The sequence below is a fragment of the Rhizobacter sp. OV335 genome (assembly GCF_900142965.1).
Classification (GTDB): domain Bacteria; phylum Pseudomonadota; class Gammaproteobacteria; order Burkholderiales; family Burkholderiaceae_C; genus Rhizobacter.
The window spans coordinates 238943-262765 of record NZ_FRCQ01000003.1; the positions used below are offsets into that span (position 1 = coordinate 238943).

The 23823-nt window shown below is 69.0% G+C and carries 24 protein-coding genes; 22 read left to right on the forward strand and 2 right to left on the reverse strand.

Features of this window, described 5'->3' with window-relative positions:
* The first annotated feature begins 261 nt into the window (after positions 1–261).
* The 5 genes from BUE42_RS04725 to BUE42_RS04745 are packed head-to-tail and all read left to right on the forward strand — an operon-like array spanning position 262 to position 5047.
* A complete protein-coding gene (locus BUE42_RS04725; RefSeq protein ID WP_073463193.1) occupies positions 262–1254 on the forward strand; it encodes an ABC transporter ATP-binding protein in 993 nt (330 codons plus the stop codon).
* Between the two features lie 38 nt (positions 1255–1292).
* On the forward strand, positions 1293–2576 hold the full coding sequence (locus BUE42_RS04730; RefSeq protein ID WP_073463195.1) for an ABC transporter substrate-binding protein: 1284 nt from the start codon (positions 1293–1295) through the stop codon (positions 2574–2576).
* A gap of 11 nt (positions 2577–2587) precedes the next feature.
* Positions 2588–3445: an ABC transporter permease gene (locus BUE42_RS04735; RefSeq protein ID WP_073463197.1), complete on the forward strand. Its 858-nt coding sequence runs from the start codon at positions 2588–2590 to the stop codon at positions 3443–3445.
* A 3-nt stretch (positions 3446–3448) separates the two neighbouring features.
* A complete protein-coding gene (locus BUE42_RS04740) occupies positions 3449–4330 on the forward strand; it encodes an ABC transporter permease (protein WP_073463199.1) in 882 nt (293 codons plus the stop codon).
* A gap of 48 nt (positions 4331–4378) precedes the next feature.
* Entirely contained in the window at positions 4379–5047 is a 669-nt protein-coding gene (locus tag BUE42_RS04745; RefSeq protein WP_235002099.1) for a GntR family transcriptional regulator, read from the forward strand.
* Positions 5048–5226: 179 nt separating this feature from the next.
* Here BUE42_RS04745 and BUE42_RS04750 read toward each other — a convergent pair whose 3' ends face one another.
* Positions 5227–6282 (reverse strand): MBL fold metallo-hydrolase, encoded by a 1056-nt coding sequence (locus BUE42_RS04750; protein WP_073463416.1) that lies wholly within the window; start codon positions 6280–6282, stop codon positions 5227–5229.
* Positions 6283–6353: 71 nt separating this feature from the next.
* Here BUE42_RS04750 and BUE42_RS04755 point away from each other — a divergent pair, with 71 nt between their 5' ends.
* The 14 genes from BUE42_RS04755 (at position 6354) to BUE42_RS04820 (ending at position 20021) form a co-directional block, all read left to right on the forward strand.
* Entirely contained in the window at positions 6354–6773 is a 420-nt protein-coding gene (locus BUE42_RS04755) for a MerR family transcriptional regulator (protein ID WP_073463204.1), read from the forward strand.
* 34 nt (positions 6774–6807) lie between these two features.
* Positions 6808–7986, forward strand: coding sequence for an isovaleryl-CoA dehydrogenase (locus tag BUE42_RS04760; RefSeq protein ID WP_073463206.1), 1179 nt, complete (start codon positions 6808–6810; stop codon positions 7984–7986).
* Positions 7987–8197: 211 nt separating this feature from the next.
* Positions 8198–9355, forward strand: coding sequence for an ABC transporter substrate-binding protein (locus BUE42_RS04765; protein WP_083613878.1), 1158 nt, complete (start codon positions 8198–8200; stop codon positions 9353–9355).
* Positions 9356–9482: 127 nt separating this feature from the next.
* Positions 9483–10160: a carbonate dehydratase gene (gene can / locus BUE42_RS04770; protein ID WP_073463208.1), complete on the forward strand. Its 678-nt coding sequence runs from the start codon at positions 9483–9485 to the stop codon at positions 10158–10160.
* Positions 10161–10173: 13 nt separating this feature from the next.
* A complete protein-coding gene (gene aceK / locus BUE42_RS04775) occupies positions 10174–11973 on the forward strand; it encodes a bifunctional isocitrate dehydrogenase kinase/phosphatase (RefSeq protein ID WP_073463209.1) in 1800 nt (599 codons plus the stop codon).
* Complete coding sequence (gene bioA / locus BUE42_RS04780; protein ID WP_073463211.1) at positions 11970–13274, forward strand: adenosylmethionine--8-amino-7-oxononanoate transaminase; 1305 nt, start codon at positions 11970–11972, stop codon at positions 13272–13274. Before aceK ends, bioA begins: the two co-directional genes overlap by 4 nt.
* A complete protein-coding gene (bioD, locus tag BUE42_RS04785; RefSeq protein WP_073463213.1) occupies positions 13271–13942 on the forward strand; it encodes a dethiobiotin synthase in 672 nt (223 codons plus the stop codon). The genes bioA and bioD overlap by 4 nt, the downstream gene beginning before the upstream one ends.
* Positions 13939–15147 carry an 8-amino-7-oxononanoate synthase gene (gene bioF / locus BUE42_RS04790; protein ID WP_073463215.1) on the forward strand — a complete coding sequence of 403 codons (1209 nt, stop codon included), beginning with the start codon at positions 13939–13941 and terminating at the stop codon, positions 15145–15147. The genes bioD and bioF overlap by 4 nt, the downstream gene beginning before the upstream one ends.
* A complete protein-coding gene (locus tag BUE42_RS04795; RefSeq protein WP_073463217.1) occupies positions 15140–16318 on the forward strand; it encodes an acetyl-CoA C-acyltransferase in 1179 nt (392 codons plus the stop codon). The genes bioF and BUE42_RS04795 overlap by 8 nt, the downstream gene beginning before the upstream one ends.
* On the forward strand, positions 16318–17094 hold the full coding sequence (locus tag BUE42_RS04800) for a DUF72 domain-containing protein (protein ID WP_073463219.1): 777 nt from the start codon (positions 16318–16320) through the stop codon (positions 17092–17094). The genes BUE42_RS04795 and BUE42_RS04800 overlap by 1 nt, the downstream gene beginning before the upstream one ends.
* The gene (locus BUE42_RS04805) at positions 17091–17756 is read left to right on the forward strand and encodes an SDR family oxidoreductase (RefSeq protein ID WP_073463221.1); all 666 of its coding nucleotides are present in this window, start codon (positions 17091–17093) and stop codon (positions 17754–17756) included. The genes BUE42_RS04800 and BUE42_RS04805 overlap by 4 nt, the downstream gene beginning before the upstream one ends.
* Before the next feature lie 30 nt (positions 17757–17786).
* A complete protein-coding gene (locus BUE42_RS04810; RefSeq protein ID WP_073463222.1) occupies positions 17787–18917 on the forward strand; it encodes an acyl-CoA dehydrogenase family protein in 1131 nt (376 codons plus the stop codon).
* Between the two features lie 7 nt (positions 18918–18924).
* Complete coding sequence (locus BUE42_RS04815) at positions 18925–19320, forward strand: hypothetical protein (RefSeq protein ID WP_073463225.1); 396 nt, start codon at positions 18925–18927, stop codon at positions 19318–19320.
* Positions 19321–19418: 98 nt separating this feature from the next.
* Positions 19419–20021 (forward strand): 2-hydroxychromene-2-carboxylate isomerase, encoded by a 603-nt coding sequence (locus BUE42_RS04820; RefSeq protein ID WP_073463421.1) that lies wholly within the window; start codon positions 19419–19421, stop codon positions 20019–20021.
* Between the two features lie 12 nt (positions 20022–20033).
* Here the strand turns inward: BUE42_RS04820 and BUE42_RS04825 are convergent, their stop codons facing one another.
* Positions 20034–20981: a LysR family transcriptional regulator gene (locus tag BUE42_RS04825; protein ID WP_073463227.1), complete on the reverse strand. Its 948-nt coding sequence runs from the start codon at positions 20979–20981 to the stop codon at positions 20034–20036.
* 70 nt (positions 20982–21051) lie between these two features.
* On the opposite strand from BUE42_RS04825, the gene BUE42_RS04830 reads away from it, so the two are divergent.
* Genes BUE42_RS04830 through BUE42_RS04840 form a run of 3 tightly spaced genes read left to right on the forward strand, consistent with a single transcriptional unit; the run spans position 21052 to position 23788 of the window.
* Positions 21052–22413, forward strand: a complete 1362-nt coding sequence (locus tag BUE42_RS04830) for an acyclic terpene utilization AtuA family protein (protein WP_073463229.1) — start codon at positions 21052–21054, stop codon at positions 22411–22413.
* Positions 22410–22817 (forward strand): AtuA-related protein, encoded by a 408-nt coding sequence (locus BUE42_RS04835; RefSeq protein ID WP_073463231.1) that lies wholly within the window; start codon positions 22410–22412, stop codon positions 22815–22817. Before BUE42_RS04830 ends, BUE42_RS04835 begins: the two co-directional genes overlap by 4 nt.
* A complete protein-coding gene (locus BUE42_RS04840) occupies positions 22814–23788 on the forward strand; it encodes a Bug family tripartite tricarboxylate transporter substrate binding protein (protein ID WP_073463233.1) in 975 nt (324 codons plus the stop codon). Before BUE42_RS04835 ends, BUE42_RS04840 begins: the two co-directional genes overlap by 4 nt.
* The last annotated feature ends 35 nt before the right edge of the window (positions 23789–23823 follow it).

Here is a 23823-nt window from a genome sequence, read left to right on the forward strand (position 1 = left end):
GGTCAGAGGGCTGCTTTGTATACAAAGCGGGCCCGGGTATCGTGATCAGCTGAGCAAGTCGTGCGCCCGTTCCAAGGCGTGCGGTCGCCCCAAAACCGGGCAGAGGCCGACGACAAGCAGCGCACTTGGTGCGAGCCGCGAGCCAAGCGGACGCCGCGGAACCGGCTCCGCCGGGCCGCTGGCGGCGCCCCCTGGGGGGAGGCGCCGAAGGCGCTTCGGGGGGAGCGTCATCTGGCACATGCTTTGCATACAGCCGGATCCATGAAGCCCGACTCGTCCCTGGTGCTCACCTCGCTCGTCAAGCGTTACGGCAACACCGTCGCCGTCGACGGCATCGACCTGACGATTCCCTCCGGCAGCTACTGCTGTTTGCTCGGACCCTCGGGCTGCGGCAAGACCTCGACGCTGCGCATGATCGCCGGCCATGAGCTCGCGAGCGACGGGCAGATCCTGCTCGGCGGCAAGTACATCACCTACAGCGCCGCCGCCGACCGCGGTACCGCGATGATGTTCCAGAGCTACGCGCTGTTCCCGCACCTGAGCGTGCTCGACAACGTCGCCTTCAGCTGGAAGATGCGCGGCAAGCCGCCGGCCGAGCGCCATGCGCGGGCGCGCGAGCTGCTCGCGCTGGTCGCGATGACGCCCTACCTCGCGCGCCTGCCGAGCGAGCTGTCCGGCGGCCAGCAGCAGCGCGTGGCGCTGGCGCGCGCGCTGATGACCGAGCCGCGCGTGCTGCTGCTCGACGAGCCGCTGTCGGCGCTCGATCCGTTCCTGCGCGTGCAGATGCGCGCCGAGCTGAAGCGCTGGCAGCAGGAGCTCGGCTTCACCTTCGTGCACGTGACCCATTCGCAGGAAGAGGCGATGGCGCTGGCCGACCAGGTGGTCGTGATGAACCAGGGCCGCATCGAGCAGACCGGTTCGCCGCGCGAGGTGTTCAACGCGCCGCGCAGCGAGTTCGTCGCACGTTTCATGGGTGCGCACAACGTGATCGCGTCGCCGGCCGGCGCGGTCGCGGTGCGTGCCGACCGCATGCGGCTGCAGCGCCATGCCGACACCGACGGCCGTGCCGCCGCGGTGCGCGCCGTCGAATACCAGGGCACGTACGTGCAGGTGAGCCTGGCGCCGCAGGGCGAGGCGGCCGACGCGCAATGGACGGCCACCGTCTCCGATGCCAGCTTCGACGCCGCGCCGTTCGCGCCCGGCGACACCGTCTACGTCAGCTGGGCCGCGCACGAGGCGCACGCGCTGGCTTGAACCGTTTCCGTTCCCACAAACACCCCGAGGAGCCTTCCATGTCCGACCACAACGACTCGACCGCCACATCGGCCACACCGAAGCTCGGCCGCCGCACGCTGCTGAAGGGCGCGGCCGCCGCCGGCAGCGCGCTGGCCTTCCCGTTCGTGCATGCGCAAGAGAAGATCACGCTGCGCTACCTGGGCACCGCGGTGAACCAGGACAAGGCCATCGCCGACAAGTTCAAGGCCGACACCGGCATCGAGATCCAGTACATCCCGGTCACCACCGACGACGTGACCAAGCGCGCCGTCACCGCGCCGAACTCGTTCGACCTGATCGACACCGAATACTTCTCGCTGAAGAAGATCCTGCCGACCGGCAACCTGCTGGGCATCGACACCAAGCGCATCAAGAACGCCGACAAGATCACCACGCTGTTCACCAAGGGGGAGGTCGGCGGCAAGAAGGTCGGCGACCAGGGCACCGCGCCGAAGAAAGTGATGTACGTCGCGTCGCCGACCGCGAAGGACTTCGCGAAGGAGCCGACGCAGTTCATGACGCTGATCCCCACCGTCTACAACGCCGACACCTTGGGCATCCGCCCCGACCTGATCAAGCGCCCGATCGACAGCTGGAAGGAGCTCTTGAACCCCGAGTTCAAGGGCAAGGCCGCGATCCTGAACATCCCGTCGATCGGCATCATGGACGCCGCGATGGTGGTCGAGGCGGCGGGCCTCTACAAGTACCCCGACAAGGGGAACATGACGAAGAAGGAAATCGACCTGACGATCAAGACGCTGATCGAGGCGAAGAAGGCCGGCCAGTTCCGCGCGCTGTGGAAGGATTTCAACGAGAGCGTGAACCTGATGGCCTCGGGCGAGGTCGTGATCCAGTCGATGTGGTCGCCGGCCGTCACTGCCGTGCGCACCAAGGGCATCGCCTGCACCTTCCAGCCGTTGAAGGAAGGCTACCGCGCCTGGGCCGCCGGCTTCGGCGTGCCGAAGACGGTGAGCGGCAAGAAGGCCGATGCGGTCTACGAATTCATCAACTGGTTCCTCGACGGCTGGGCCGGCGCGTACCTGAACCGCCAGGGCTACTACAGCGCGGTGCTGGAGACCGCCAAGGCCAAGATGGAGGCCTACGAATGGGCCTACTGGATGGAAGGCAAGGCGGCTGCGCAGGACATCAAGTCGCCCAACGGTGACCTGCTGGCCAAGGCGGGGAGCGTGCGCGACGGCGGCAGCTACGAGACGCGCATGGGCGGCATAGCCTGCTGGAACGCGATCATGGACGAGAACGCGTACATGGTTCAGAAGTGGAACGAGTTCGTCGCAGCCTGAGCTGAGCGCCCATGAGCAGCACGAAGCCCCTTCGCGCCGCGGCCTGGCTACAGGCCGCGCCGTTCTCGCTGGTGTTCGTGCTGTTCCTCGTGCTGCCGCTGCTGCTGGTGGTGACGGTGAGCTTCTGGCGCGCCACCGACTACGAGCTGATCCCGGCCTTCACCGCGCAGAACTACCTCGACGTCTTCAACGAGACCACGCTGCGGACCTATTTGTCGACGCTGAAGTTCTGCTTCCTCGTCTGGCTCGTCACGCTGCTGATCGGCTTCGCGGTGGCGTACTTCCTCGCGTTCCACGTGCGCTCGGTCGGTGCGCAGACGCTGCTGTTCATCGTCTGCACCGTGCCGTTCTGGACCTCCAACGTGATCCGCATGATCTCGTGGGTGCCGCTGCTCGGGCGCAACGGGCTGATCAACCAGGGGCTGCAGGCGGCCAACGTGATCGACTCGCCGATCGAGTGGCTGCTGTTCAGCGATTTCTCGGTGGTGCTCGCCTTCGTGCACCTGTACACGATGTTCATGATCGTGCCGATCTTCAACTCGATGATGCGCATCGACCGCGCGCTGATCGAGGCGGCACGCGACTCGGGCGCGAGCGGCTGGCAGACGGTGTGGAACGTCGTCGTGCCGCTGAGCCGCACCGGCATCATCATCGGCTCGATCTTCGTCATCACGATCGTGATGGGTGATTTCGTCACCATCGGCGTGATGGGCGGCCAGCAGATCGCCTCGGTCGGCAAGATCATCCAGGTGCAGACCTCGTACCTGCAGTTCCCGATGGCCGCGGCCAACGCGGTGATCCTGCTGGCGGTGGTGCTGATGATGATCTGGGGCCTGACCCGGCTCGTCGATATCCGCAAGCAGCTCTGAACCATGCACGCCGACAAGCGCCCCCGCAGCTTCTACGCGCTCGCCGCGGTGTTCGGCGCCTTCGTGCTGTTCCTCTACGGCCCGATGATCACGATCTTCGTGCTGAGCTTCCAGGGGCCCGAGGGCGGGCTCACGTTCCCGATGCGCGGCGTCTCGCTGCACTGGTTCGCGAAGCTGTGGGAGGGCATGGGCGTGGTCGACATCGCGGCCGCGTTCCGGCGCTCGGTGGCGCTGGGCACCGTCGTGATGCTGCTGACGGTGCTGCTGTCGCTCGGTGCCGGCCTCGCGTTCCGCAAGAAGTTCTCCGGCTCGGGCGTGCTGTTCTACACCTCGGTCGCCAGCCTGATCATGCCGTCGATCGTCGTCTCGCTCGGCATCGGGCTGCAGTTCCGGCTGATCGACACCGCGCTGCGGGGCGTGCTGGAAAGCCTCGGCGCGACCGGCCTGCTGGAGAGCTACGGCACCGCGATGGGGCTGTACACCTCGGCGCTCGGCGCGCACATGACCTGGACGCTGCCGTTCGGGCTGCTGATCATGCTGGCCGTCTTCAACCGCTTCAACCCGGCCTTCGAGGAGGCGGCGTCCGACCTGGGCGCGACGCCGTGGCAGAGCTTCCGCCACGTGGTGCTGCCGCTGATCGCGCCGAGCCTGGTGGGGGTCGGCATGTTCGGCTTCACGCTGAGCTGGGACGAGATCGCGCGCACCTCGCAGGCGATCGGCGACGTCAACACGCTGCCGCTGGAGCTGCAGGGGCTGACGAGCACGGTGACCACGCCGGCGATCTATGCACTCGGCACCGTGACGACGGTGGTGTCGTTCGTGGTGATGGGTTGCACGCTGGCGCTGGTGAAGTGGCTCGGCAAGCGGCGCGGCGACCGACAATGACGCATGCCCGCTCGCCAGCTTCGCGTTGAAGATCCGCCGCCGCCCACGATGGCGGCCGACCGCGTCTACGACGCCATCTATGCCGCGGTGATCGACCACCGCCTCGCGCCCGGTTCGCGGCTGCGCGAGGAGGAGCTGGCGCAGACCTTCGCGGTGTCGCGCACGCTGGTGCGCCAGGCGCTGCACAAGCTCGCGCAGGACGGCGTGATCGTGCTGCGGCCGAACCGCGGCGCGCAGGTGCCCGAGCCGACGCGGCGCGACGGCGAGCATGTGTTCGATGCGCGGCGCGTGGTCGAGTGCGAGGTCGCGCGGCGGCTCGCGGGCAAGCTGAGCGCCGAGCAACTGGCCGAGCTGCGCCAGCTGGTCGAGGCCGAGGCGCGGGCGACGAAGTCGCAGAACAAGCAGGAGGCGATCCGGCTGTCGGGCGAGTTCCACCTGAAGCTCGCGCGGATGAGCGGCAACCCGATCTTCGTGCGGCTGCTCGAGGAATTGCTGCCGACCACCTCGCTGCTGATGGCGCTCTACAAGTCGCCCGGCGAGCCGATGTGTGTGGCGCACAGCCACCAGCAATTGCTGCAGGTGCTCGCCAAAGGGGCCGGCGCGGGCGCGTCGACCGAGATGCGGCGGCACCTGAACGAGATCGAGCGCTCGTTGTCGCAGCCGGTGGCGAAGGTGGTGCCGGCGTTGCGGGACGTGTTCAAGGGATATCGCGCGTAGGTCTGCCACCCGTTCGCCCTGAGCAGGGACCGAGCTTGTCGAGGGCCCGTCCGTCGAAGGGTTGTGCCCGACGCGCGCATGGCCTTCGACAAGCTCAGTCCGACCCCTTCGACAGGCTCAGGTCCTTCGACGGGCTCAGGATGATCGGGCCCTTCGACAGGCTCAGGGCGAACGGGGTCTCAGAGGCACGCGAAGCGGTACACCCCCGCCCCATCCACCGACCGCACCAGCTTCCCCGCCAGCCACAGCGCATGCAGGTGCGCGATCGATTCCCCCATCGCGAACGTCGTCTGGTGCAGATCGAGCTTGCGCGTGAACAGCACCGTCAGCAGGTCGGCCGCGCTCTGCGGTGATTTCGCGCAGGCATCCATCACATCGGCAAACCGCTCGTCGTGGTGCGTCACCAGCTGCTGGATGCGCGTGTGCATGCCGCGGAACGGCCGGCCGTGCGACGGCAGCACCAGCGTGTCGGCCGGCAGCGCGTTGAAGCGCTGGATCGACGCCAGGTACAGCGGCAGCGGATCGGCCTCGGGCTCCAGGTCGATCACGCTGACGTTGGTCGAGATGCGCGGCAGCAGCATGTCGCCCGAGATCAGCACGCCGAGCTCGGCGCAGTACAGCGACATGTGCTCCGGCGCATGCCCGTAGCCCGAGATGCACTGCCAGCCGCGCCCGCCGATGCTGATCACCATGCCGTCGAGCAGGCGCCGGAACGCGGTGGGCACCTGCGGCACCATCGTCGCGTAGTAGTTGCTGCGCGCCCTGATCTTGGCCACCGCCTCCGGGTCGGTCAGCCCGTGGCTGGCCATGAACGCCGCCGCCGCCTCGCCGCCGAAGCCGGTGGTGGAGGTGCTGGCCAGCCGCGCCGCGTTGTAGTCGGTCGCGCTGATCCACAGCCGCACGTTCCAGCGCTCGGTCAGCCAGTGCGCCAGCCCCATGTGGTCCGGGTGCATGTGCGTCACGATCACCCGCAGCACCGGCAGGCCCTGCAGCTCGGTCTCGAAGACCTGCTCCCAGGCGGCGCGGGTCGCGTCGTTGGTGATGCCGCAGTCGACGATCGTCCAGCCGGCGCGGCCGTCGAGCTCGTCGCGCAGCAGCCAGAGGTTGATGTGGTCCAGCGCGAACGGCAGCTGCATGCGCAGCCAGCGCACGCCGGGCGCCACCTCCAGCGTCCTGCCTGTCTCGGGCAGGCTCTCGCCCAGCGGGTACTGCAGCGCTCGCTCGAGCTCGTTCATCGGCTTGGTGGTGGTTGTCATGAGGGCAGCTACACTTTACGTATACGTCAATCAGCCGATTCTAGGTTTTCATGCCGCACGCTGCTGTCGCCGAGGTGCCTGCCACCTCGTCCCTCCCGGGAATCACCTACACGATCAGCGAACTCGCGCGCGAATTCGACCTGACGACGCGCGCGATCCGCTTCTACGAGGACTGCGGGCTGCTGTCGCCGCAGCGCGCCGGCCGCAACCGCATCTACACCGCGCGCGACCGCACGCGGCTGAAGCTGACGCTGCGCGGCAAGCGGCTCGGGCTCACGCTGTCCGAGGTGAAGGAGCTGGTCGACATGTACGAGTCGCCGCGCGACACGCAGGCCCAGCTGAAGAAGTTCCTCACGGTGCTGGCGCTGCACCGCCAGCAGCTGGAGCAGCAGATGGCCGACCTGCACGTCACGCTCGACGAGGTGCGCACGCACGAGAAAGAGGCGAAGCGGCTGCTGAATTCGCCCTGACACGTTTCATCCCGAAAACCGACGGAGACACCCCATGAACCTGCCCGGACTCGACTTCCAGCTCGGCGAAGACATCGATGCGCTGCGCGACACCGTGCGCGCCTTTGCCGAGGCCGAGATCGCCCCGCGCGCTGCCGAGATCGACCGCAGCGACCAGTTCCCGATGGACCTGTGGCGCAAGATGGGCGAGCTCGGCGTGCTCGGCGTCACCGTCAGCGAGGAGTACGGCGGCGCGAACATGGGCTACCTCGCCCACATGATCGCGATGGAAGAGATCAGCCGCGCGTCGGCCAGCGTCGGCCTGAGCTACGGCGCGCACAGCAACCTGTGCGTGAACCAGATCAAGCGCAACGGCAGCGAGGCGCAGAAGCGCAAGTACCTGCCGAAGCTGATCAGCGGCGAGCACGTCGGCGCGCTCGCGATGAGCGAGCCGGGCGCCGGCTCCGACGTGATCAGCATGAAGCTGAAGGCCGAAGACAAGGGCAGCCACTACCTGCTCAACGGCACCAAGATGTGGATCACCAACGGCCCCGACGCCGACACGATGGTGGTCTATGCGAAGACCGAACCCCAGCTCGGCGCGCGCGGCGTCACGGCCTTCATCGTCGAGAAGGGCATGGCGGGTTTCAGCACCGCGCAGAAGCTCGACAAGCTCGGCATGCGCGGCTCGCACACCGGCGAGATGGTGTTCCAGAACGTCGAGGTGCCGGCCGCCAACGTGCTGGGCAACCTGAACGGCGGCGCCAAGGTGCTGATGAGCGGGCTCGACTACGAGCGCGCGGTGCTCGCCGCCGGGCCGATCGGCATCATGCAGTCGGTGATGGACAACGTGGTGCCGTACATCCACGACCGCAAGCAGTTCGGCCAGAGCATCGGCGAGTTCCAGCTGATCCAGGGCAAGGTCGCCGACATGTACACCGTGCTGCAGGCCGGGCGTGCCTTCTGCTACACCGTGGGCAAGAACCTCGATGCGCTCGGCGTGGAGCATGTGCGCCAGGTGCGCAAGGATTGCGCGAGCGTGATCCTGTGGTGCGCCGAGAAGGCCACCTGGATGGCCGGCGAGGGCGTGCAGATCTTCGGCGGCAACGGCTACATCAACGAGTACCCGCTCGGCCGTCTCTGGCGTGACGCGAAGCTCTACGAAATCGGCGCGGGCACGTCGGAGATCCGGCGGATGCTGATCGGGCGCGAGTTGTTCGCCGAAACGATGTGAATATGCTGTGCCGCACCGGTTCGCCCCCATTTCCTGACGGCTTTTTGACAGCTTCGGGCGAATATCGCGCGGCACCAAAAAAGCAAGAAAAATCTTCGCGCAGCAGTTCACATCGGCTTGCAATTGAATCGCGAAATGAGTAGGGATATCCCGGCCCATCTTTCTAAGATGCTGTCCATACGGCGCCGTTCGCGCCATACCGGACCATCTGATGTATACCAAACCGACTTCCGCTGTGCAGCGCTTCCGTCTGCACGCGCTGGCCGTCACCGGCCTGTTGGCCGCCACGCTGGCCTTCCCGTTCGCGGCGCTGGCCGCCGAGCCGATCGTGATCGGCCAGGTCGCGCCGTTCAGCGGCCCGCAGGCCGTCACCGGCAAGGCGATGAATGCCGGCGCGAAGCTGTACTTCGATGCGGTGAACCTGAAGGGCGGCGTGCGCGGCCGGCCGATCAAGCTGGTGACGCGCGACGACGCGCAGAAGCCCGAGGACAGCGTGCGCCTGACGCGCGAGCTGATCGCCGCCGAGGCGCCGGTCGCGATGATCAGCACGGTAGGCACCGCCAACCTGGAGGCGCTGGCCAAGGACGGCGTCTACACGCAGACCAAGACCTCGCTGGTCGGCGCGGTGTCGGGTGCGGCCACGGTCGTCAAGGCGCCGGGCATGCACATCGTGAAGGCGAGCTACCACGACGAGGTGGGCCGCCTGTTCGACCAGCTGTCGCACGTCGGTGTGAAGCGCGTGGGCCTGGTCTACCAGGACGACGGCCTGGGCAAGGACGTGCTGGCCGGTGCGCAGATCGCCGCGCAGGCGCATGGCATCGAACTCGCGGTGACGAGCGGCTACCCGCGCAACACGATCCAGGTCGAGAAGTCGGTCGCCGAGATCATCGACTCGAAGGTGCAGGTGGTGTTCCTCGGCGCGACGACCGCGGCCGGCATCGAGTTCGTCAAGCAGTACGCCGCCAAGGGCGGCCAGGGCATCCTGTACGGCATGTCGATCATCGACACCGATGCGCTGCTGAAGGCGCTCGGCCCGGAGCGTGCGCGTGGCTACGCGTTCTCGGTGGTGCTGCCGCTGCCGCAGCAGAGCAACCTCGCGGTCGTGCGCGAGTACATGCAGCTGAAGGCCGCGTCGAACAACCCGGACCTGTCGGCCCGTTCGATCGAAGGCTTCATCGCCGCGAAGGCGCTGGTCAAAGTGCTGGAGACCACCAACTCGCTGACGCCGGCCGGCGTGACCGCTGCGCTGAACGCGGCCAACGCGATCGACGTTGGCGGCTACACGCTCGACTTCAGCCTGAACGACAAGCCGGGTTCGCACTACGTGAACTTCGCGATGTTCGGCGCGAACGGCAAGATCCTCAACTGATTCCCCGGGCGTCCCTGCCCCGCGGGAGCGGAGGCGGGACGCTCCTGTCCGGGCACGTCGGATCGGTCCGCGTGCAGCCTGGGGATGGATGCGTAAACTGCGTCCGTCTTCGCTGCACTGCAACATCATGACCACCGACCTGCAAGAACTCCTGGACAGCAACCGCCTGTGGGCGCAGCGCACCGAAGCACGCTCGCCGGGCTTCTTCACCGGGCTGCTGAAGCAGCAGGCGCCGCAGTACCTGTGGATCGGCTGCGCCGACAGCCGCGTGCCGGCCAACGAACTGGTCGACCTGGCGCCGGGCGAGCTGTTCGTGCACCGCAACGTCGCCAACGTGGTGGTGCACTCCGACCTGAACTGCCTGTCGGTGATCCAGTTCGCGACCGACATGCTGAAGGTCAAGCACATCATCGTGGTCGGCCACTCCGGCTGCGGCGGCGTCGCGGCGGCACTGCACGACCGCCACGTCGGCCTGGCCGACAACTGGATATGCCACGTCAAGGACGTGCGCAACAAGCACCAGGCCTGGCTCGACACGGTGCAGGAAGCGCGCCGCGTCGATGCGCTGTGCGAGCTGAACGTGATCGAGCAGGCGCGCAACGTCTGCCAGACCACCGTCGTCGAAGAGGCCTGGCGGCGCGGCCAGGACCTGGTCGTGCACGGCTGGTTCTACGGCCTGTACAACGGGTTGCTGCAGGACATGAAGATCACGATCGGCCGTGCCGACGAGGTCGGGCCGGCGTACGAAGCGGCGCTGGCCGGCCTGCAGTCGCGCTATGCCTCCATCGGGGCCACGACCGGCTGACCAGGCGCGCCCGATGTTCCCGCAGGCCCTCACCGACGCGCGCGCGTTCGGCATCGCGCAGGCGATGCTCGACGGCTTCAACCGCCACTACCGGTTGTTCCGCGCGGCCAGCGCCGGGGCCAAGCAGCGCTTCGAGGTGGCCGACTGGCACGGCCAGCAGCGCGCGCAGCGCGAGCGCATCGAGTTCTACGACCTGCGCGTCGACGAGGCCGTCGAGCGGCTGCAGACCGAGTTCGATGCCGCCAGCCTGAGCTCCGAGGCCTGGCAGGAGGCCAAGCTGCACTACATCGGGCTGCTGACCAACCACCACCAGCCCGAGCTCGCCGAGACCTTCTTCAATTCGGTGACGACGAAGATCCTGCACCGCAGCTACTTCAACAACGACTTCATCTTCGTGCGCCCGGCGGTGTCGACCGAGTACATCGAGAACGACGAGCCGGCCTCGCAGCCGACCTACCGCGCCTACTACCCGACGCGCGAGACGCTGCGCGAGACCTGGCTGCGCGTGGTGCACAACTTCCAGCTCGATTGCGAGTTCGAGGACCTGGAGCGCGACATCGACCACGTGCTGGCGGCGGTGAACGAGCAGATGGGCGATTTCCGGCCGCGCGCGAACTTCCAGATCCAGGTGCTGAGCTCGCTGTTCTTCCGCAACAAGGGCGCGTACGCGGTCGGCAAGGTGATCAACGGTTTCCGCGAGACGCCGTTCGCGTTGCCGATCCTGCACAGCGCCGGCGGCAAGGGCCTGACGATCGACACCGTGCTGCTCAGCGAGGACGACCTGCTGATGCTGTTCAGCTTCGCGCGGGCGTACTTCCTGGTCGACATGGAGATCCCGTCGGCCTACGTGCAGTTCCTGCGCACGCTGATGCCGCGCAAGCCGCGCTCGGAGCTGTACAGCGCGCTCGGGCTGCAGAAGCAGGGCAAGAACATCTTCTACCGCGACCTGCTCGCGCACCTGCGCCACAGCAGCGACACCTTCCGCATCGCGCCCGGCATCAAGGGCATGGTGATGCTGGTGTTCGACCTGCCGTCGTTCCCGTACGTGTTCAAGGTGATCAAGGATTTCTACCCGCCGCAGAAGGAGACCACGCGCGAGCTGATCAAGAGCAAGTACCTGCTCGTGAAGCAGCACGACCGCGTCGGGCGCATGGCCGACACGCTGGAGTACAGCAACGTGGCCTTCCCGCGGGTGCGCTTCGACGACGAGCTGGTGGCCGAGCTGAAGCACTTCTGCGGCAGCCTGCTCGAGGAAGACGGCGCCGACCTGGTGATCCGCCACGTCTACATCGAGCGCCGCATGATCCCGCTGAACATCTACCTGCAGGAGGCGACGCCCGAGCAGATGGCGCACGCGGTGGTCGAGTACGGCAACGCGATCAAGGACCTGGTCGCGGCCAACATCTTTCCCGGCGACATGCTGTGGAAGAACTTCGGCGTCACGCGCAACGGCAAGGTGGTGTTCTACGACTACGACGAGATCGAGTACCTGAGCGACTGCAGCTTCCGCCGCGTGCCGGCCGCGCGCACCGAAGAGGAAGAACTGTCCGGCGAGGTCTGGTACCGGGTCGGGCCGCGCGACGTGTTCCCCGAGACCTTCGGGCCCTTCCTGCTCGGCCACCCGGGGGTGCGCGAGGTGTTCATGAAACACCATGCCGACCTGCTGGATGCCGATTTCTGGCAGCGTCGCAAGGAGCGCATCCAGGCCGGGCATGTGCACGACGTGTTCCCGTACGACCCGGCGCGGCGTTTCAAGAACCAGAGAAGGCTGCGCGCAGCGCAGCAAAGCTCCGACGTGACGACATCGACATGACGACATTGAATGAACGCAGCCGCGCCGCGGTGTGGCACCCCTGCAGCCAGATGAAGCAGCACGAGACGCAGCCGCTGCTCGAAGTGGCGAGCGCCGAGGGAGTGTGGCTGGTCGACACGGCCGGCCGGCGTTACCTCGACGGCATCAGCTCGTGGTGGGTCAACCTGTTCGGCCATGGGCACCCGCACCTGCGCGCGGCACTGCATGCGCAGCTCGACACGCTGTGCCACGTGATGCTGGCCGGCTGCACGCACGAGCCGGTGGTCGCGCTGTCGGAGCGGCTGGCCGAGCTGACCGGCCTGGGCCATGCGTTCTACGCGAGCGATGGCGCGGCCGCCACCGAGATCGCGCTGAAGATGAGCGCCCACCACTGGCGCAACCGCGGCCGGCCCGGCAAGACGAAGTTCATCGGCCTGGAGGGCGGCTACCACGGCGAGACGGTGGGTGCGCTGTCGGTCACCGACATCCCGCTGTTCCGCGAGGCCTACGGCCCGCTGGTGCGGCTGAGCGCGACGGTGCCGAGCCCCGATGCGCGCAACGCGTTGCCGGGCGAGACGGCGGCCGACCTGGCGCGCCGTTGCGCGCAGGCGCTGCAGGCGGTGCTGGAGACGCGGCACGACGAGATCGCTGCGGTGATCGTCGAGCCGCTGATCCAGTGCGCCGCCGGCATGGCGATGCACGACCCGGCCTACCTGCGCGAGCTGCGCGCGCTGTGCGACCGCTACGAGGTGCACCTTGTCTGCGACGAGATCGCGGTCGGCTTCGGCCGCACCGGCAGCCTGTTCGCGCACCAGCAGGCCGGCATCCGGCCCGACCTGCTGTGCCTGTCGAAGGGGCTGACGGGCGGCACCATGGCGCTGTCCACCGTGCTGACCACCGACGAGGTGTTCGCGTCGTTCTACGACGACAGCACCGCGCGCGGCTTCCTGCATTCGCATTCGTACACCGGCAACCCGCTGGCCTGCCGCGCCGCGCTCGCGACGCTGGAGATCTTCGGCCAGCGCGACTGGATGGCGCACAACGCGGTGACGGCCGCGACGCTCGACGCACTGTGCGAACCGCTGCGCGCGCACCCGGCGGTGCTGCGCAGCCGCCGGCTCGGCATGGTGTGGGCGTTCGACATCGACAGCGCCGACCCGCTGTTCGCACGCCGCTACCACGCGGCCGCGCTGCGGCACGGGCTGATGCTGCGGCCGATCGGCAGCACGCTGTACTTCATGCCGCCGTACGTGATCGACGAGGCAGCGTGCGAGCAGCTTGCGGCGGGTGCACTCGCCGCATTGCAGGAGACCCTGGCATGAGCGTCGAAGGCTATTTCGTCACCGGCACCGACACCGGCGTCGGCAAGACCCTCGTCAGCTGCACGCTGATGCTCGACCTGCGCCGGCGCCACAAGCGCGTCGTCGGCATGAAGCCGGTGGCCGCCGGCACCATCGCGACGCCGCACGGCGATGACAACGAAGACGTGCTCGCGCTGCGCGCCGCCGGCAACGTGACCGTGCCGCGCGAGCTGGACAACCCGTACTGCCTGCCGCTGCCGATGTCGCCGCACCTGGCGGCCCACGCGGCCGGCGAGGCCATCGACATCTGCCTGCTGTCGCGGCGCTACCGCGAACTGGCGTCGCTGGCCGACGCGGTGGTCGTCGAAGGCGCCGGCGGCTTCCTGGTGCCCTTGAGCGACACGCACACCGGCGCCGACCTCGCGCAGGCGCTCGACCTGCCGGTGCTGCTGGTGGTCGGCCTGCGGCTCGGCTGCCTAAACCACGCGTTGCTGACGCAGGAGGCGATCCGTTCGCGCGGCTTGCGCCTGGCCGGCTGGGTCGCGAACCGCGTCGACCCGGCGATGCGCGCGGTCGACGAGAACATCGCGACGCTGCGGAATCGCATCGACGCCCCGCTGTGGGCCGAGCTGCCGCACCAGCCGCACGCGAACGCGCAGGACATGCTGCGCCACTGGACCGCCCGATGAACGCCTTCGACCTCGGCGAGATGGCCGCGCAGCTCGACGCGCTGGACGGCCACAGCCTGCGCCGCCGGCGCCGCGTGGTGCAGCAGGTCGACGGGCCGCGCATGGTGGTCGACGGCGAAGCGCTGCTCGCGTTCTGCAGCAACGACTACCTCGGCCTCGCGCAGCACCCGGACCTGATCGCCGCGGCGCAGCGCGCGGCGCAGCAGTGGGGCGTCGGCGCGACCGCGTCGCCGCTGGTCTGCGGCCACACCGAAGCCCACGATGCACTGGAGCGCGAACTGGCGGCCTTCGTCGGCATGCCGGCCGCGCTGAGTTTCTACGCCGGCTTCGCGGCCAACGTCGGGCTGCTGCCGGCGCTGGTCGGGCGCGGCGATGCGCTGTTCTGCGATGCGTTGAACCACGCCTGCCTGATCGACGGCTCGCGGCTGTCGGGTGCGCAGATCAGCGTGTATCCGCACGGCGACCTGGCGGCGCTGGCCGAGCGGCTCGCCGCATCGACCGCCGAGCGCAAGCTGGTCGTCACCGATGCGGTGTTCAGCATGGACGGCGACCTCGCGCCGCTGCCCGAACTGCTGGCGCTGTGCGAGCAGCATGACGCCTGGCTGCTGGTCGACGATGCGCACGGCTTCGGCGTGCTCGGGCCCGACGGCCGCGGCAGCGCGGCGCACTTCGGGTTGAGCTCGCAGCGGCTCGTCTACATGGCGACGCTCGGCAAGGCGGCCGGCGTGGCCGGCGCGTTCGTCGCCGGCCACGAGACGCTGATCGACTGGCTGCTGCAGCGCACCCGCAGCTACATCTTCGCGACTGCAATGCCGGCGATGCAGGCCGAGGTGCTGCGCGAGAGCCTGCGCGTGATGCAGCGCGAGCCGCAGCGCCGCGCGCACGTGATGGCGCTGGTGCAGCGGCTGCGCGCCGGGCTGGCCGGGCTGCCGTGGGCCAACCCGCCGTCGTCGACGCCGGTGCAGCCGCTGATCCTCGGCGGCAATGCCGAGGCGCTTGCGATGGCGGCGGCGCTGCGCGAACGCGGCCTGTGGGTGCCGGCGATCCGGCCGCCGACGGTGCCGGTCGGCAGCGCCAGGCTGCGCATCACCTTGTCGGCGGCGCACACCGAGGCCGAGGTCGACCGGCTGCTCGGTGCATTGCGAGAGATCGCCGCGAGGCGTAAAACCGATTCACCCCACCATGAAGGAGACCCTCATGTCTGACCCCATCGTCATCGTGTCCGCCGCCCGCACGCCCATCGGTGGCCTGCTGGGTGATTTCAGCGCGCTGGCCGGCCACCAGCTCGGTGCCATCGCGATCAAGGCCGCGGTCGAGCGCGCCGGCATCACCGGCGACGCCGTCAACGAGGTGCTGATGGGCAACTGCCTGATGGCCGGCCAGGGCCAGGCACCGGCGCGCCAGGCCGCGCTCGGCGCCGGGCTGCCGCAATCGGCCGGCGCGGTGACGCTGTCGAAGATGTGCGGCTCGGGCATGCGCGCGATGATGTTCGCGCACGACATGCTGAAGGCCGAGAGCGTCGACGTGATGGTGGCCGGCGGCATGGAGAGCATGACGAATGCGCCGCACCTGATGTTCGCGCGCAAGGGCGTGCGCTATGGCGCGGCCCAGATGTTCGACCACATGGCGATCGACGGGCTGGAAGACGCCTACGACCGCGGCCGTGCGATGGGCGTGTTCGCCGAGGAGTGCGTGGCCAAGTACCAGTTCAGCCGCGAGGCGCAGGACGCGTTCGCGATCGCGTCGACGCAGCGCAGCAAGCAGGCCAACGAAGACGGCAGCTTCGACTGGGAGATCGCACCGGTCAGCGTGGCCAGCAAGGGCGGCGACACGGTCGTGAAGTTCGACGAACAGCCGTTCAAGGCCAGGCTCGACAAGATCCCGACGCTGAAGCCGGCGTTCAAGAAAGACGGCACGATCACCGCGGCGAACGCGTCGAGCATCTCCGACGGCGCCGCGGCGCTGGTGCTGATGCGCGAGAGCACCGCGAAGCGGCTGGGCAGCACGGTGCTGGCGCGCATCCATGCGCACGCGGTGCATGCGCAGGCGCCGAACTGGTTCACGACGGCACCGATCGGCGCGATCGACAAGGTGCTGAAGAAGACCGGCTGGGCCGCGAAAGAGGTCGACCTGTGGGAGGTCAACGAGGCCTTCGCCGCGGTGACGATGGCGGCGATGCACGAGTTCAAGCTGCCGCACGAGATCGTCAACGTGCACGGCGGTGCGTGCGCGCTGGGCCACCCGATCGGCGCGAGCGGCGCGCGCATCGTCGTCACGCTGCTGGGCGCACTGCGCAAGCGCGGGCTGAAGCGCGGCGTCGCGGCGCTGTGCATCGGCGGTGGCGAGGCGACGGCGATGGCGGTGGAACTGGCCTGATGGGCGTGCGGGGAGCGACGCCTTCGCCGGCGGCGATCCGCATCGGCACCGCGGGCTGGGCGATCTCCGCCGCGCAGGCCGAGGCGCTGCCCGGCGAAGGCACGCACCTCGAACGCTACGCACGGCGGATGAACTGCGTCGAGATCAATTCGTCGTTCTACCGCAGCCACCGGATGCAGACCTATGCACGCTGGGCCGACAGCACGCCCGACGACTTCCGCTTTGCCGTGAAGCTGCCGAAGCGCATCACGCACGAATGCCGCTTCGAGGGTGTCGACGAGCTGCTGGCGGCGTTCGTTGCCGAAGCGGGGGGCCTGGGCGCCAAGTGGGCCGTCACGCTGGTCCAGTTGCCGCCCTCGCTGGCGTTCGACGACAAGGTGGCGGGCCGGTTCTTCGAGCAGCTGGGCGAGGCCTTCGATGGCGCCGTCGTCTGCGAGCCGCGGCATCTCAGCTGGTTCACGCCGCAGGCCGAGCAGCTGCTGGAGCAGTGCGAAGTCGCCCGTGCGGCCGTCGACCCGTCGAAGTGGCCGCAGGCGAACGAACCCGGCGGCTGGACGGGCCCGGCGACGGCGCGCCGCCCGGCCGTTTTCTACCACCGCTGGCACGGTTCGCCGCGGATCTACTGGTCGACCTACAAGACCGACTGGCTGCGCGAGCGCGCGCAGGAACTCGCGCAACTGCCGGCCCACGCGGACCGCTGGTGCATCTTCGACAACACGGCGGCGGGCGCGGCATTGCCGAACGCCCTGCAGCTGGAGACACTCACCTCCCCATGAACATCCTGATCATCGGCGCCTCGCGCGGCATCGGCCTCGAATTCGTCCGCCAGTACCGCGAGGCCGGCGCCCGCGTCACCGCCACCGCGCGCGACGAGGCCGGCATCGCACGCCTGCAGCAACTGGGCGCCGAGGCCTTCGCGCTCGACGTGACCGACACCGCCAGTGCCGCGGGCGTCGCCTCGCGCATCGACGGGCAGGCGTTCGACGTCGTCGTCGTCAACGCCGGTGTCCTCGGGCCGCGCCTCGCGGCACCGCAGACGCCGAGCGAGGCCGATTTCGATGCGGTGATGCACACCAACGTGCTCGGTGCGATGCGCATCCTGCCGCAGGTGATGGCGTCGCTCGCGCCCGGCGCGAAGCTCGCGGTGCTGTCGTCGCGCATGGGCTCGATCGGGCTGCGCAGCTCGGGCAGCAGCTGGCTGTACCGCGCGTCGAAGGCGGCGCTGAACTCGGTGCTGAAGGACGTGTCGTTCTCGCTCGACGGCCGCGCGACCTGCGTCGCCTTCCACCCCGGCTGGGTGCGCACCGACATGGGCGGCTCGTCGGCCGACATCAGCGTCGAGCAGAGCGTGGCCGACATGCGGCGCACGCTGGCCGCGCTGACGCCGTCGGAGAACGGCAGCTTCCTGAACCACGACCACCAGCCGCTGGCCTGGTGAACTGAAGAAGAACGCGAGGAGACAAGACCCATGCTGACCGAAGACCACCGCGCGGTGCAGGACGCCGTGCGCGCCTACGTGCAGGACCGCATCGCGCCGCAGGCCGCCCGCTGGGACAAGGCGCACCACTTCCCGAAGGACGAGCTGCGCGGCCTGGCCGAGCTCGGCTGCTACGGCGTCGCGGTGCCCGCCGAGTGGGACGGCGCCGGGCTCGACTACCTGAGCCTGTCGCTGATCCTCGAGGAGATCGCGGCCGGCGACGGCGCCACGTCGACCATCGTCAGCGTCAACAACTGCCCGGTGTGCTCGATCCTGATGGCCTGGGGCGACGACGCGCAGAAGGTGCTGTGGCTGAAGCCGCTGGCGCGTGGCGAGATGCTCGGCGCGTTCTGCCTGACCGAACCGCACGTCGGCTCGCAGGCCGACGGGCTGAAGACGACCGCGGTGCGCGATGGCGACCACTTCGTGCTCAACGGCGTCAAGCAGTTCATCACCAGCGGCAAGCACGGCGACGTGGCGATCGTGATGGCGGTGACCGACAAGACGGCCGGCAAGAAGGGCATCAGCGCGTTCATTGTGCCGACCTCGACGCCGGGTTACGTGGTGGCGCGGCTGGAAGACAAGATGGGCCAGCACGCGAGCGACACCGCGCAGATCCTGTTCGAGAACTGCCGCATCCCGGTGGCGAACCGGCTGGGCGATGAAGGGCAGGGGCTGAAGATCGCGTTGTCGGGGCTGGAGGGCGGGCGCATCGGCATCGGCTCGCAGGCGGTGGGCATGGCGCGCGCGGCCTTCGAGGCGGCGCTGCGCTACGCGAAGGAGCGGGTCGCGTTCGGCAAGCCGATCTTCGAGCACCAGGCGCTGCAGTTCCGGCTGGCCGAGATGGCGACGCAGATCGAAGCGGCGCGGCAGCTGATCCACCATGCGGCGCGGCTGAAGGATGCCGGCCAGCCATGCCTGAAGGAGGCGGCGATGGGCAAGCTGTTCGCGAGCGAGATGGCCGAGCGCGTGTGCAGCGAGGCGATCCAGATCCACGGCGGGTATGGGTACGTCAGCGATTTCCCGGTCGAGCGCATTTATCGCGACGTGCGGGTGTGCCAGATCTACGAGGGCACGAGCGACGTGCAGAAGATCCTGATCGGGCGGGCGCTGGCGGGGTGATGCCGACGTGAACGCCCTTCACACCCTCGGCTACGCCGTCGCCTTCTTCATCGGCTCCAACCTCGCCTCGTTCGTCTCCAAGTTCATCAGCAGCTTCTTGGCAGCGGCGAAGCGGCCACTGTCTCCCGATGCGCTGTTCATTCTCGAACGGGTGGAGGACCTGGCCGAACTGCTGCTGTGGATCGCCGTCATGGTGCATGCGTTGCGACATCCGTCGCCCGAGCCCGGTCTCACCATCGCCAGCTCATTCCTGCTGGTGACCGTGGTCGCCTTCTTCATCGAGAAGAAGTTCGGCAAGATCTCCAGCCGCGTGTTCTGGCTGAGAATTTCGGCGTCGTTCATGGCTTGCCTGTGGATCGCGTCCACGATCGTCGAGCATCTGTCGCGCACACGTCCCGCGTAGCCACGAAGAACTTCTCGCCATTTGCAGCGACATGGAAGTTTCCCGATCACCATCGCATTCGCCCGCGACCGCCCGGAATCGCTTTTGCCATGAACGCCATGAACACCCCCATCGACTTCTACTTCGACTTCTCGTCGCCCTATTCCTACATCGCCTCCGAGTGGATCGAGGCGCTGGCCGCGCGCCATGGCCGCACCGTCGAATGGAAGGCGGTGATGCTCGGCGCGGTGTTCCAGGCGGCCGAACTGAAGAGCCCCGTCTCGCACCCGATCAAGCGCGAGTACTCGCTGCACGACTTCGAGCGCTCGGCGCGCTTCGCCGGCGTGCCATTCGCGATCCCGTCGAAATTCCCGGTCGCGACCCAGAACGCGTCGCGCGTGTTCTGGTTCCTGCATGCCGACGACCCGGCGCGCGCCGTGGCCTGGGCCCGGCTGTGCCTGCGCGCGTACTTCACGCGCGGCGTCGATCTGGGCGACACGACGGCGCTGGCCGCACTGGCCACCGAGGCCGGCCTCGAAGCGGGCGCCGCCGAGCGCGTGTGGACCGATCCGCACTGGAAGGATCGCCTGCGCCAGGCCAACGACGCGGCAATCGCGGCCGGTGTGTTCGGCGCGCCATTCTTCGTGCTCGATGGCGAGCCGTTCTGGGGCAACGATCGACGCCCGCAGATCGAGCGCTGGCTGGAGAGCGGCCCGTTCTGATCAAGCCTCGGATCACGGGCTGCGGATCGGCTTCTTGCGGCTGACGCGGCCGCTGCCACCGGCCCCCGCCTTCGTCCCCTCCGGCGGCCGCGCCATCACCCACTCATACAAGCCCTGCGCCGCCACCGACAACCCGCGGTCGCGCCGCCGCACCAGGTAGAGCTGCCGTTGCAGCCCCGCCCACGGCAGCGGCCGCGTCACCACCCCGGGCGCCTTGAAGTGGAACAGCGTCAGCCACGGCACGATGCTCACGCCCAGCCCCGCGCGCACCATGCCCATCACGGTGGCGAGCTGGTCGACCTCCATCACCGCGTTCATCACCTGCGGATGCGTCGCGGCATCCAGGTACTGCCGCACGCTCGAGGTGCGCGACAGGTGGATGAAGGGCCAGGCCGCCACGTCCTTCGGCCGCACCTCGGCCAGCCGCGCCAGCGGATGGCGGGTCGGACACACCAGGTGGAAGTCGTCGCTGCAGAACGGCTCGGCGCGCAGCTCGGGCGTCTCGGCGCGCGTGGCCGCGAGCGCGAAATCCGCATGCCCGCTGCGCACGAGCTCGATGCACGGCTCGGACAGCACGTCGGCCACCTGCAGCTCGATGCCCGGCCAGGCCTTGCGGAACTCCGCCAGCACCGGCGGCAGCCAGCCGGCCGCGAGCGACGGCAGCAGCGCGATCGAGACCCGCCCGCGCCGCCGCGCGGCCTGGTCGCGCACGCCGGCCAGCGCGCCGTCGAACTCGTCGAGCACACGCCGCGCCGACAGCTCGAACTCGCGGCCCTCGGTCGTCAGCTCGACCGAACGCGTGCTGCGGTCGAACAGCCGCAGCCCGAGTGCCTCTTCCAGCTGGCGAATCAGCGCACTGAAGGCCGGCTGCGACAGGTGCATCGCCGCCGCGGCCCGCGTGAAGTTGCGCTGCGCCGCCAACAGCACGAAGGCACGCAGCTGGCGGGTCGACACATTCATTTGCATTGCAGATCAACTCATCCGAAATTGCGAATTCACATATTAATCGCCGCTGCCTACAGTCGGCGCGATGAATCGAACCCCCTTGCGCATCGGCTGCGCCGCAGGCTTCTCCGGCGACCGCACCGATGCGGCCGGCCCGGTGGTCGACGCGCTGATCGCCGCGGGCGGCGGCGTGCTGATCTTCGAGACGCTGGCCGAGCGCACGCTGGCGCTGGCCCAGCTGGCGCGCCGCGACGATCCGCACGCCGGCTACGAACCGCTGCTCGACGACCTGCTGCGCCCGGTGCTCGCGCGCTGCCTGGCCGGCGGCGTGCGCGTCGTCAGCAACTTCGGTGCGGCCAACCCGCCGGGCGCGGCACGGCGCATCGCGGCACTGGCCCGCGAGCTGGGCCTGCGCGTGCCGCGCATCGCGGTGGTGTCGGGCGACGATCTCGCCGGCGACACGCACCGCGGGCTGCTGCTCGAAGCGCTGGGTCGCCAGGCGGCCGCGCTCGACATCGTCGCGGCCAACGCCTACCTCGGTGCCGAGGCGATCGCCGATGCGCTGCTGGCCGGCGCCGAGATCGTCGTCTGCGGGCGGGTCGCCGATCCGTCGCTGACCGTCGGCCCGGCGCTCGCGCATTTCGGCTGGGCACGCGACGACTGGGACCGCATCGCCGGCGCCACGATGGCCGGGCACCTGCTCGAATGCGGCGCGCAGGTCAGCGGCGGCTACTACGCCGACCCGGGCTACAAGGACGTGCCCGGGCTGGCGACGCTGGGCTACCCGATCGCCGAGATCGATGCCGACGGCGGCTGCGTCATCACCAAGCCCGCCGGCAGCGGCGGGCGCATCGACGAGCACACCGTGAAGGAGCAGTTGCTCTACGAGGTGCACGACCCCTTCGCCTACCTGACGCCCGACGTCGTGGCCGACATCGGCCAGGCGCAGGTGCGGCAGCTCGGGCCCGACCGTGTGCGGCTCGACGGCGTGCGCGGCCATGCGCGACCGGCGCAGCTGAAGGTGAACGTGTGCCACGAGACCGGCTGGCTGGCCGAAGGGGAGATCTCGTACGCCGGCCCGCGGGCCGAGGCGCGCGCGCGGCTCGCGGCCGAGGTGCTGCGCGAGCGGCTGCACGGCCTGGGCACGCTGCGCGCCGACCTGATCGGCGTCAGCAGCGTGTTCGCCGACGACGCCGGCACCTGGGACGATGCCGCGATCGCGCACGACGGCCGTGACGTGCGGCTGCGCGTGGCGCTGCAGCATGCCGACCGCCGGCAGGCCGAACGCCTCGCGCGCGAGGTGACTGCGCTGTACACCTGCGGTCCGGCCGGCGGCGGCGGCGTGCGCACCGCGCTGCGCCGTCGTCTGGGCATCGCCAGTTGCAGCGTGCCGCGCGAGCGCGTCGATGCGGGTTTCACCTTCCTGCCGGATGGAGAGGGCGCATGAGCGACGAGATGGACATCGAGGTCCCGCTGTACCGCGCCGCGCACGCCCGCACCGGCGACAAGGGTGACCGCGCCAACATCAGCCTGATCGCCTGGCACCCGCAGCTGTGGCCGCTGCTGGTCGCGCAGATCGACGAAGACGCGGTGCGCCGCCAGTTCGCGCACCGCCGGCCGGGCCGCATCGTGCGGCACCTGCTGCCGCTGCTGCACGCGATGAACTTCGTGCTCGATGAGGTGCTCGACGGCGGCGTCAACGGCTCGTTGAACCTCGACGGCCATGGCAAGGCCTTGTCCTTCCTGCTGCTGGAGTTGCCGCTGCGCGTGCCGCGCGCACTCGTGCCGCTGCTGGCCGGCCCACCGATCGACGCTGACGAATCCAAGAACCACACCGGAGACAAACAATGAAGATGTACCGTTCCCTGCACGCGGCCGCACTGGCGCTCACGGCACTCGCCGCCCTGCCGCTGCACGCGCAGGCGCAGGCCTGGCCCGCCAAGCCGATCACCTTCATCGTGCCGTTCGCGGCCGGCAGCGCGACCGACCAGCTGGCGCGCGCGCTCGGCCAGTCGATCACCGTCGACACGAAGCAGGCGGTCGTCGTCGACAACAAGGCCGGCGCAAGCGGCATGCTGGCGGCGCAGAGCGTGGCCCGCGCCGCGCCCGACGGCTACACCGTGCTGATCACCACCAACACCACGCATGCGGCCAACGAGCACCTCTACAAGAAGCTGCCCTACGACCCGGTGAAGGATTTCGTGCCGGTCACCGGGCTCGGCAAGGGCGGGCAGGTGATGGTGGTGAACGTGAACTCGCCGTACAAGACGGTGGCCGACGTGCTCGCCGCGGCGAAGCAGCAGCCGGGCAAGCTGAGCTTCGGCAGCGGCAGCTCGTCGAGCCGCGTGGCCGGCGAGCTGTTCAAGCAGATGGCGCACGTCGACCTGCTGCACGTGCCGTACAAGAGCAACCCGCTCGCGATCACCGACCTGCTGGGCGGCCAGATCGACCTGATGATCACCGACACCTCCACCGGCGTGCCGCAGGTCAAGGCGGGCAAGCTGCGCGCGCTGGGCATCTCGACGGCGCAGCGCTCGCCGCTGCTGCCCGAGGTGCCGACCATCGACGAGGCCGGCGTGAAGGGCTACGACATGGGCTACTGGTTCGCGGCCTACGTGCCGGCCGGCACGCCCGCCGCGGTGGTGCAGCGGCTGCGCGAGCTGCTGGTCAGCGGCACCGGCAGCGCCGCGGCGAAGAGCTTCTTCGACGCGAGCGGCTCGGTGCCGTTCACGACCACGCCCGAGGGGCTGGCGGCGTTCCAGGCGACCGAGACCCAGAAGTGGGGCAAGGTCATCAAGGCGGCCGGCATCGACCCCGAGTAGTTCCGCGCCACGGCGCATCCCCTTCGCCACCCACC

Excerpts from the sequence above, each read along its gene's own strand:
- BUE42_RS04725 (WP_073463193.1), top strand. The coding sequence starts at position 262 with ATGAAGCCCGACTCGTCCCTGGTGCTCACCTCGCTCGTCAAGCGTTAC.
- BUE42_RS04730 (WP_073463195.1), top strand. The coding sequence starts at position 1,293 with ATGTCCGACCACAACGACTCGACCGCCACATCGGCCACACCGAAGCTC.
- BUE42_RS04735 (WP_073463197.1), top strand. The coding sequence starts at position 2,588 with ATGAGCAGCACGAAGCCCCTTCGCGCCGCGGCCTGGCTACAGGCCGCG.
- BUE42_RS04740 (WP_073463199.1), top strand. The coding sequence starts at position 3,449 with ATGCACGCCGACAAGCGCCCCCGCAGCTTCTACGCGCTCGCCGCGGTG.
- BUE42_RS04745 (WP_235002099.1), top strand. The coding sequence starts at position 4,379 with ATGGCGGCCGACCGCGTCTACGACGCCATCTATGCCGCGGTGATCGAC.
- BUE42_RS04750 (WP_073463416.1), bottom strand. The coding sequence starts at position 6,282 with ATGAACGAGCTCGAGCGAGCGCTGCAGTACCCGCTGGGCGAGAGCCTG.
- BUE42_RS04755 (WP_073463204.1), top strand. The coding sequence starts at position 6,354 with ATGCCGCACGCTGCTGTCGCCGAGGTGCCTGCCACCTCGTCCCTCCCG.
- BUE42_RS04760 (WP_073463206.1), top strand. The coding sequence starts at position 6,808 with ATGAACCTGCCCGGACTCGACTTCCAGCTCGGCGAAGACATCGATGCG.
- BUE42_RS04765 (WP_083613878.1), top strand. The coding sequence starts at position 8,198 with ATGTATACCAAACCGACTTCCGCTGTGCAGCGCTTCCGTCTGCACGCG.
- can (WP_073463208.1), top strand. The coding sequence starts at position 9,483 with ATGACCACCGACCTGCAAGAACTCCTGGACAGCAACCGCCTGTGGGCG.
- aceK (WP_073463209.1), top strand. The coding sequence starts at position 10,174 with ATGTTCCCGCAGGCCCTCACCGACGCGCGCGCGTTCGGCATCGCGCAG.
- bioA (WP_073463211.1), top strand. The coding sequence starts at position 11,970 with ATGACGACATTGAATGAACGCAGCCGCGCCGCGGTGTGGCACCCCTGC.
- bioD (WP_073463213.1), top strand. The coding sequence starts at position 13,271 with ATGAGCGTCGAAGGCTATTTCGTCACCGGCACCGACACCGGCGTCGGC.
- bioF (WP_073463215.1), top strand. The coding sequence starts at position 13,939 with ATGAACGCCTTCGACCTCGGCGAGATGGCCGCGCAGCTCGACGCGCTG.
- BUE42_RS04795 (WP_073463217.1), top strand. The coding sequence starts at position 15,140 with ATGTCTGACCCCATCGTCATCGTGTCCGCCGCCCGCACGCCCATCGGT.
- BUE42_RS04800 (WP_073463219.1), top strand. The coding sequence starts at position 16,318 with ATGGGCGTGCGGGGAGCGACGCCTTCGCCGGCGGCGATCCGCATCGGC.
- BUE42_RS04805 (WP_073463221.1), top strand. The coding sequence starts at position 17,091 with ATGAACATCCTGATCATCGGCGCCTCGCGCGGCATCGGCCTCGAATTC.
- BUE42_RS04810 (WP_073463222.1), top strand. The coding sequence starts at position 17,787 with ATGCTGACCGAAGACCACCGCGCGGTGCAGGACGCCGTGCGCGCCTAC.
- BUE42_RS04820 (WP_073463421.1), top strand. The coding sequence starts at position 19,419 with ATGAACACCCCCATCGACTTCTACTTCGACTTCTCGTCGCCCTATTCC.
- BUE42_RS04825 (WP_073463227.1), bottom strand. The coding sequence starts at position 20,981 with ATGAATGTGTCGACCCGCCAGCTGCGTGCCTTCGTGCTGTTGGCGGCG.
- BUE42_RS04830 (WP_073463229.1), top strand. The coding sequence starts at position 21,052 with ATGAATCGAACCCCCTTGCGCATCGGCTGCGCCGCAGGCTTCTCCGGC.
- BUE42_RS04835 (WP_073463231.1), top strand. The coding sequence starts at position 22,410 with ATGAGCGACGAGATGGACATCGAGGTCCCGCTGTACCGCGCCGCGCAC.
- BUE42_RS04840 (WP_073463233.1), top strand. The coding sequence starts at position 22,814 with ATGAAGATGTACCGTTCCCTGCACGCGGCCGCACTGGCGCTCACGGCA.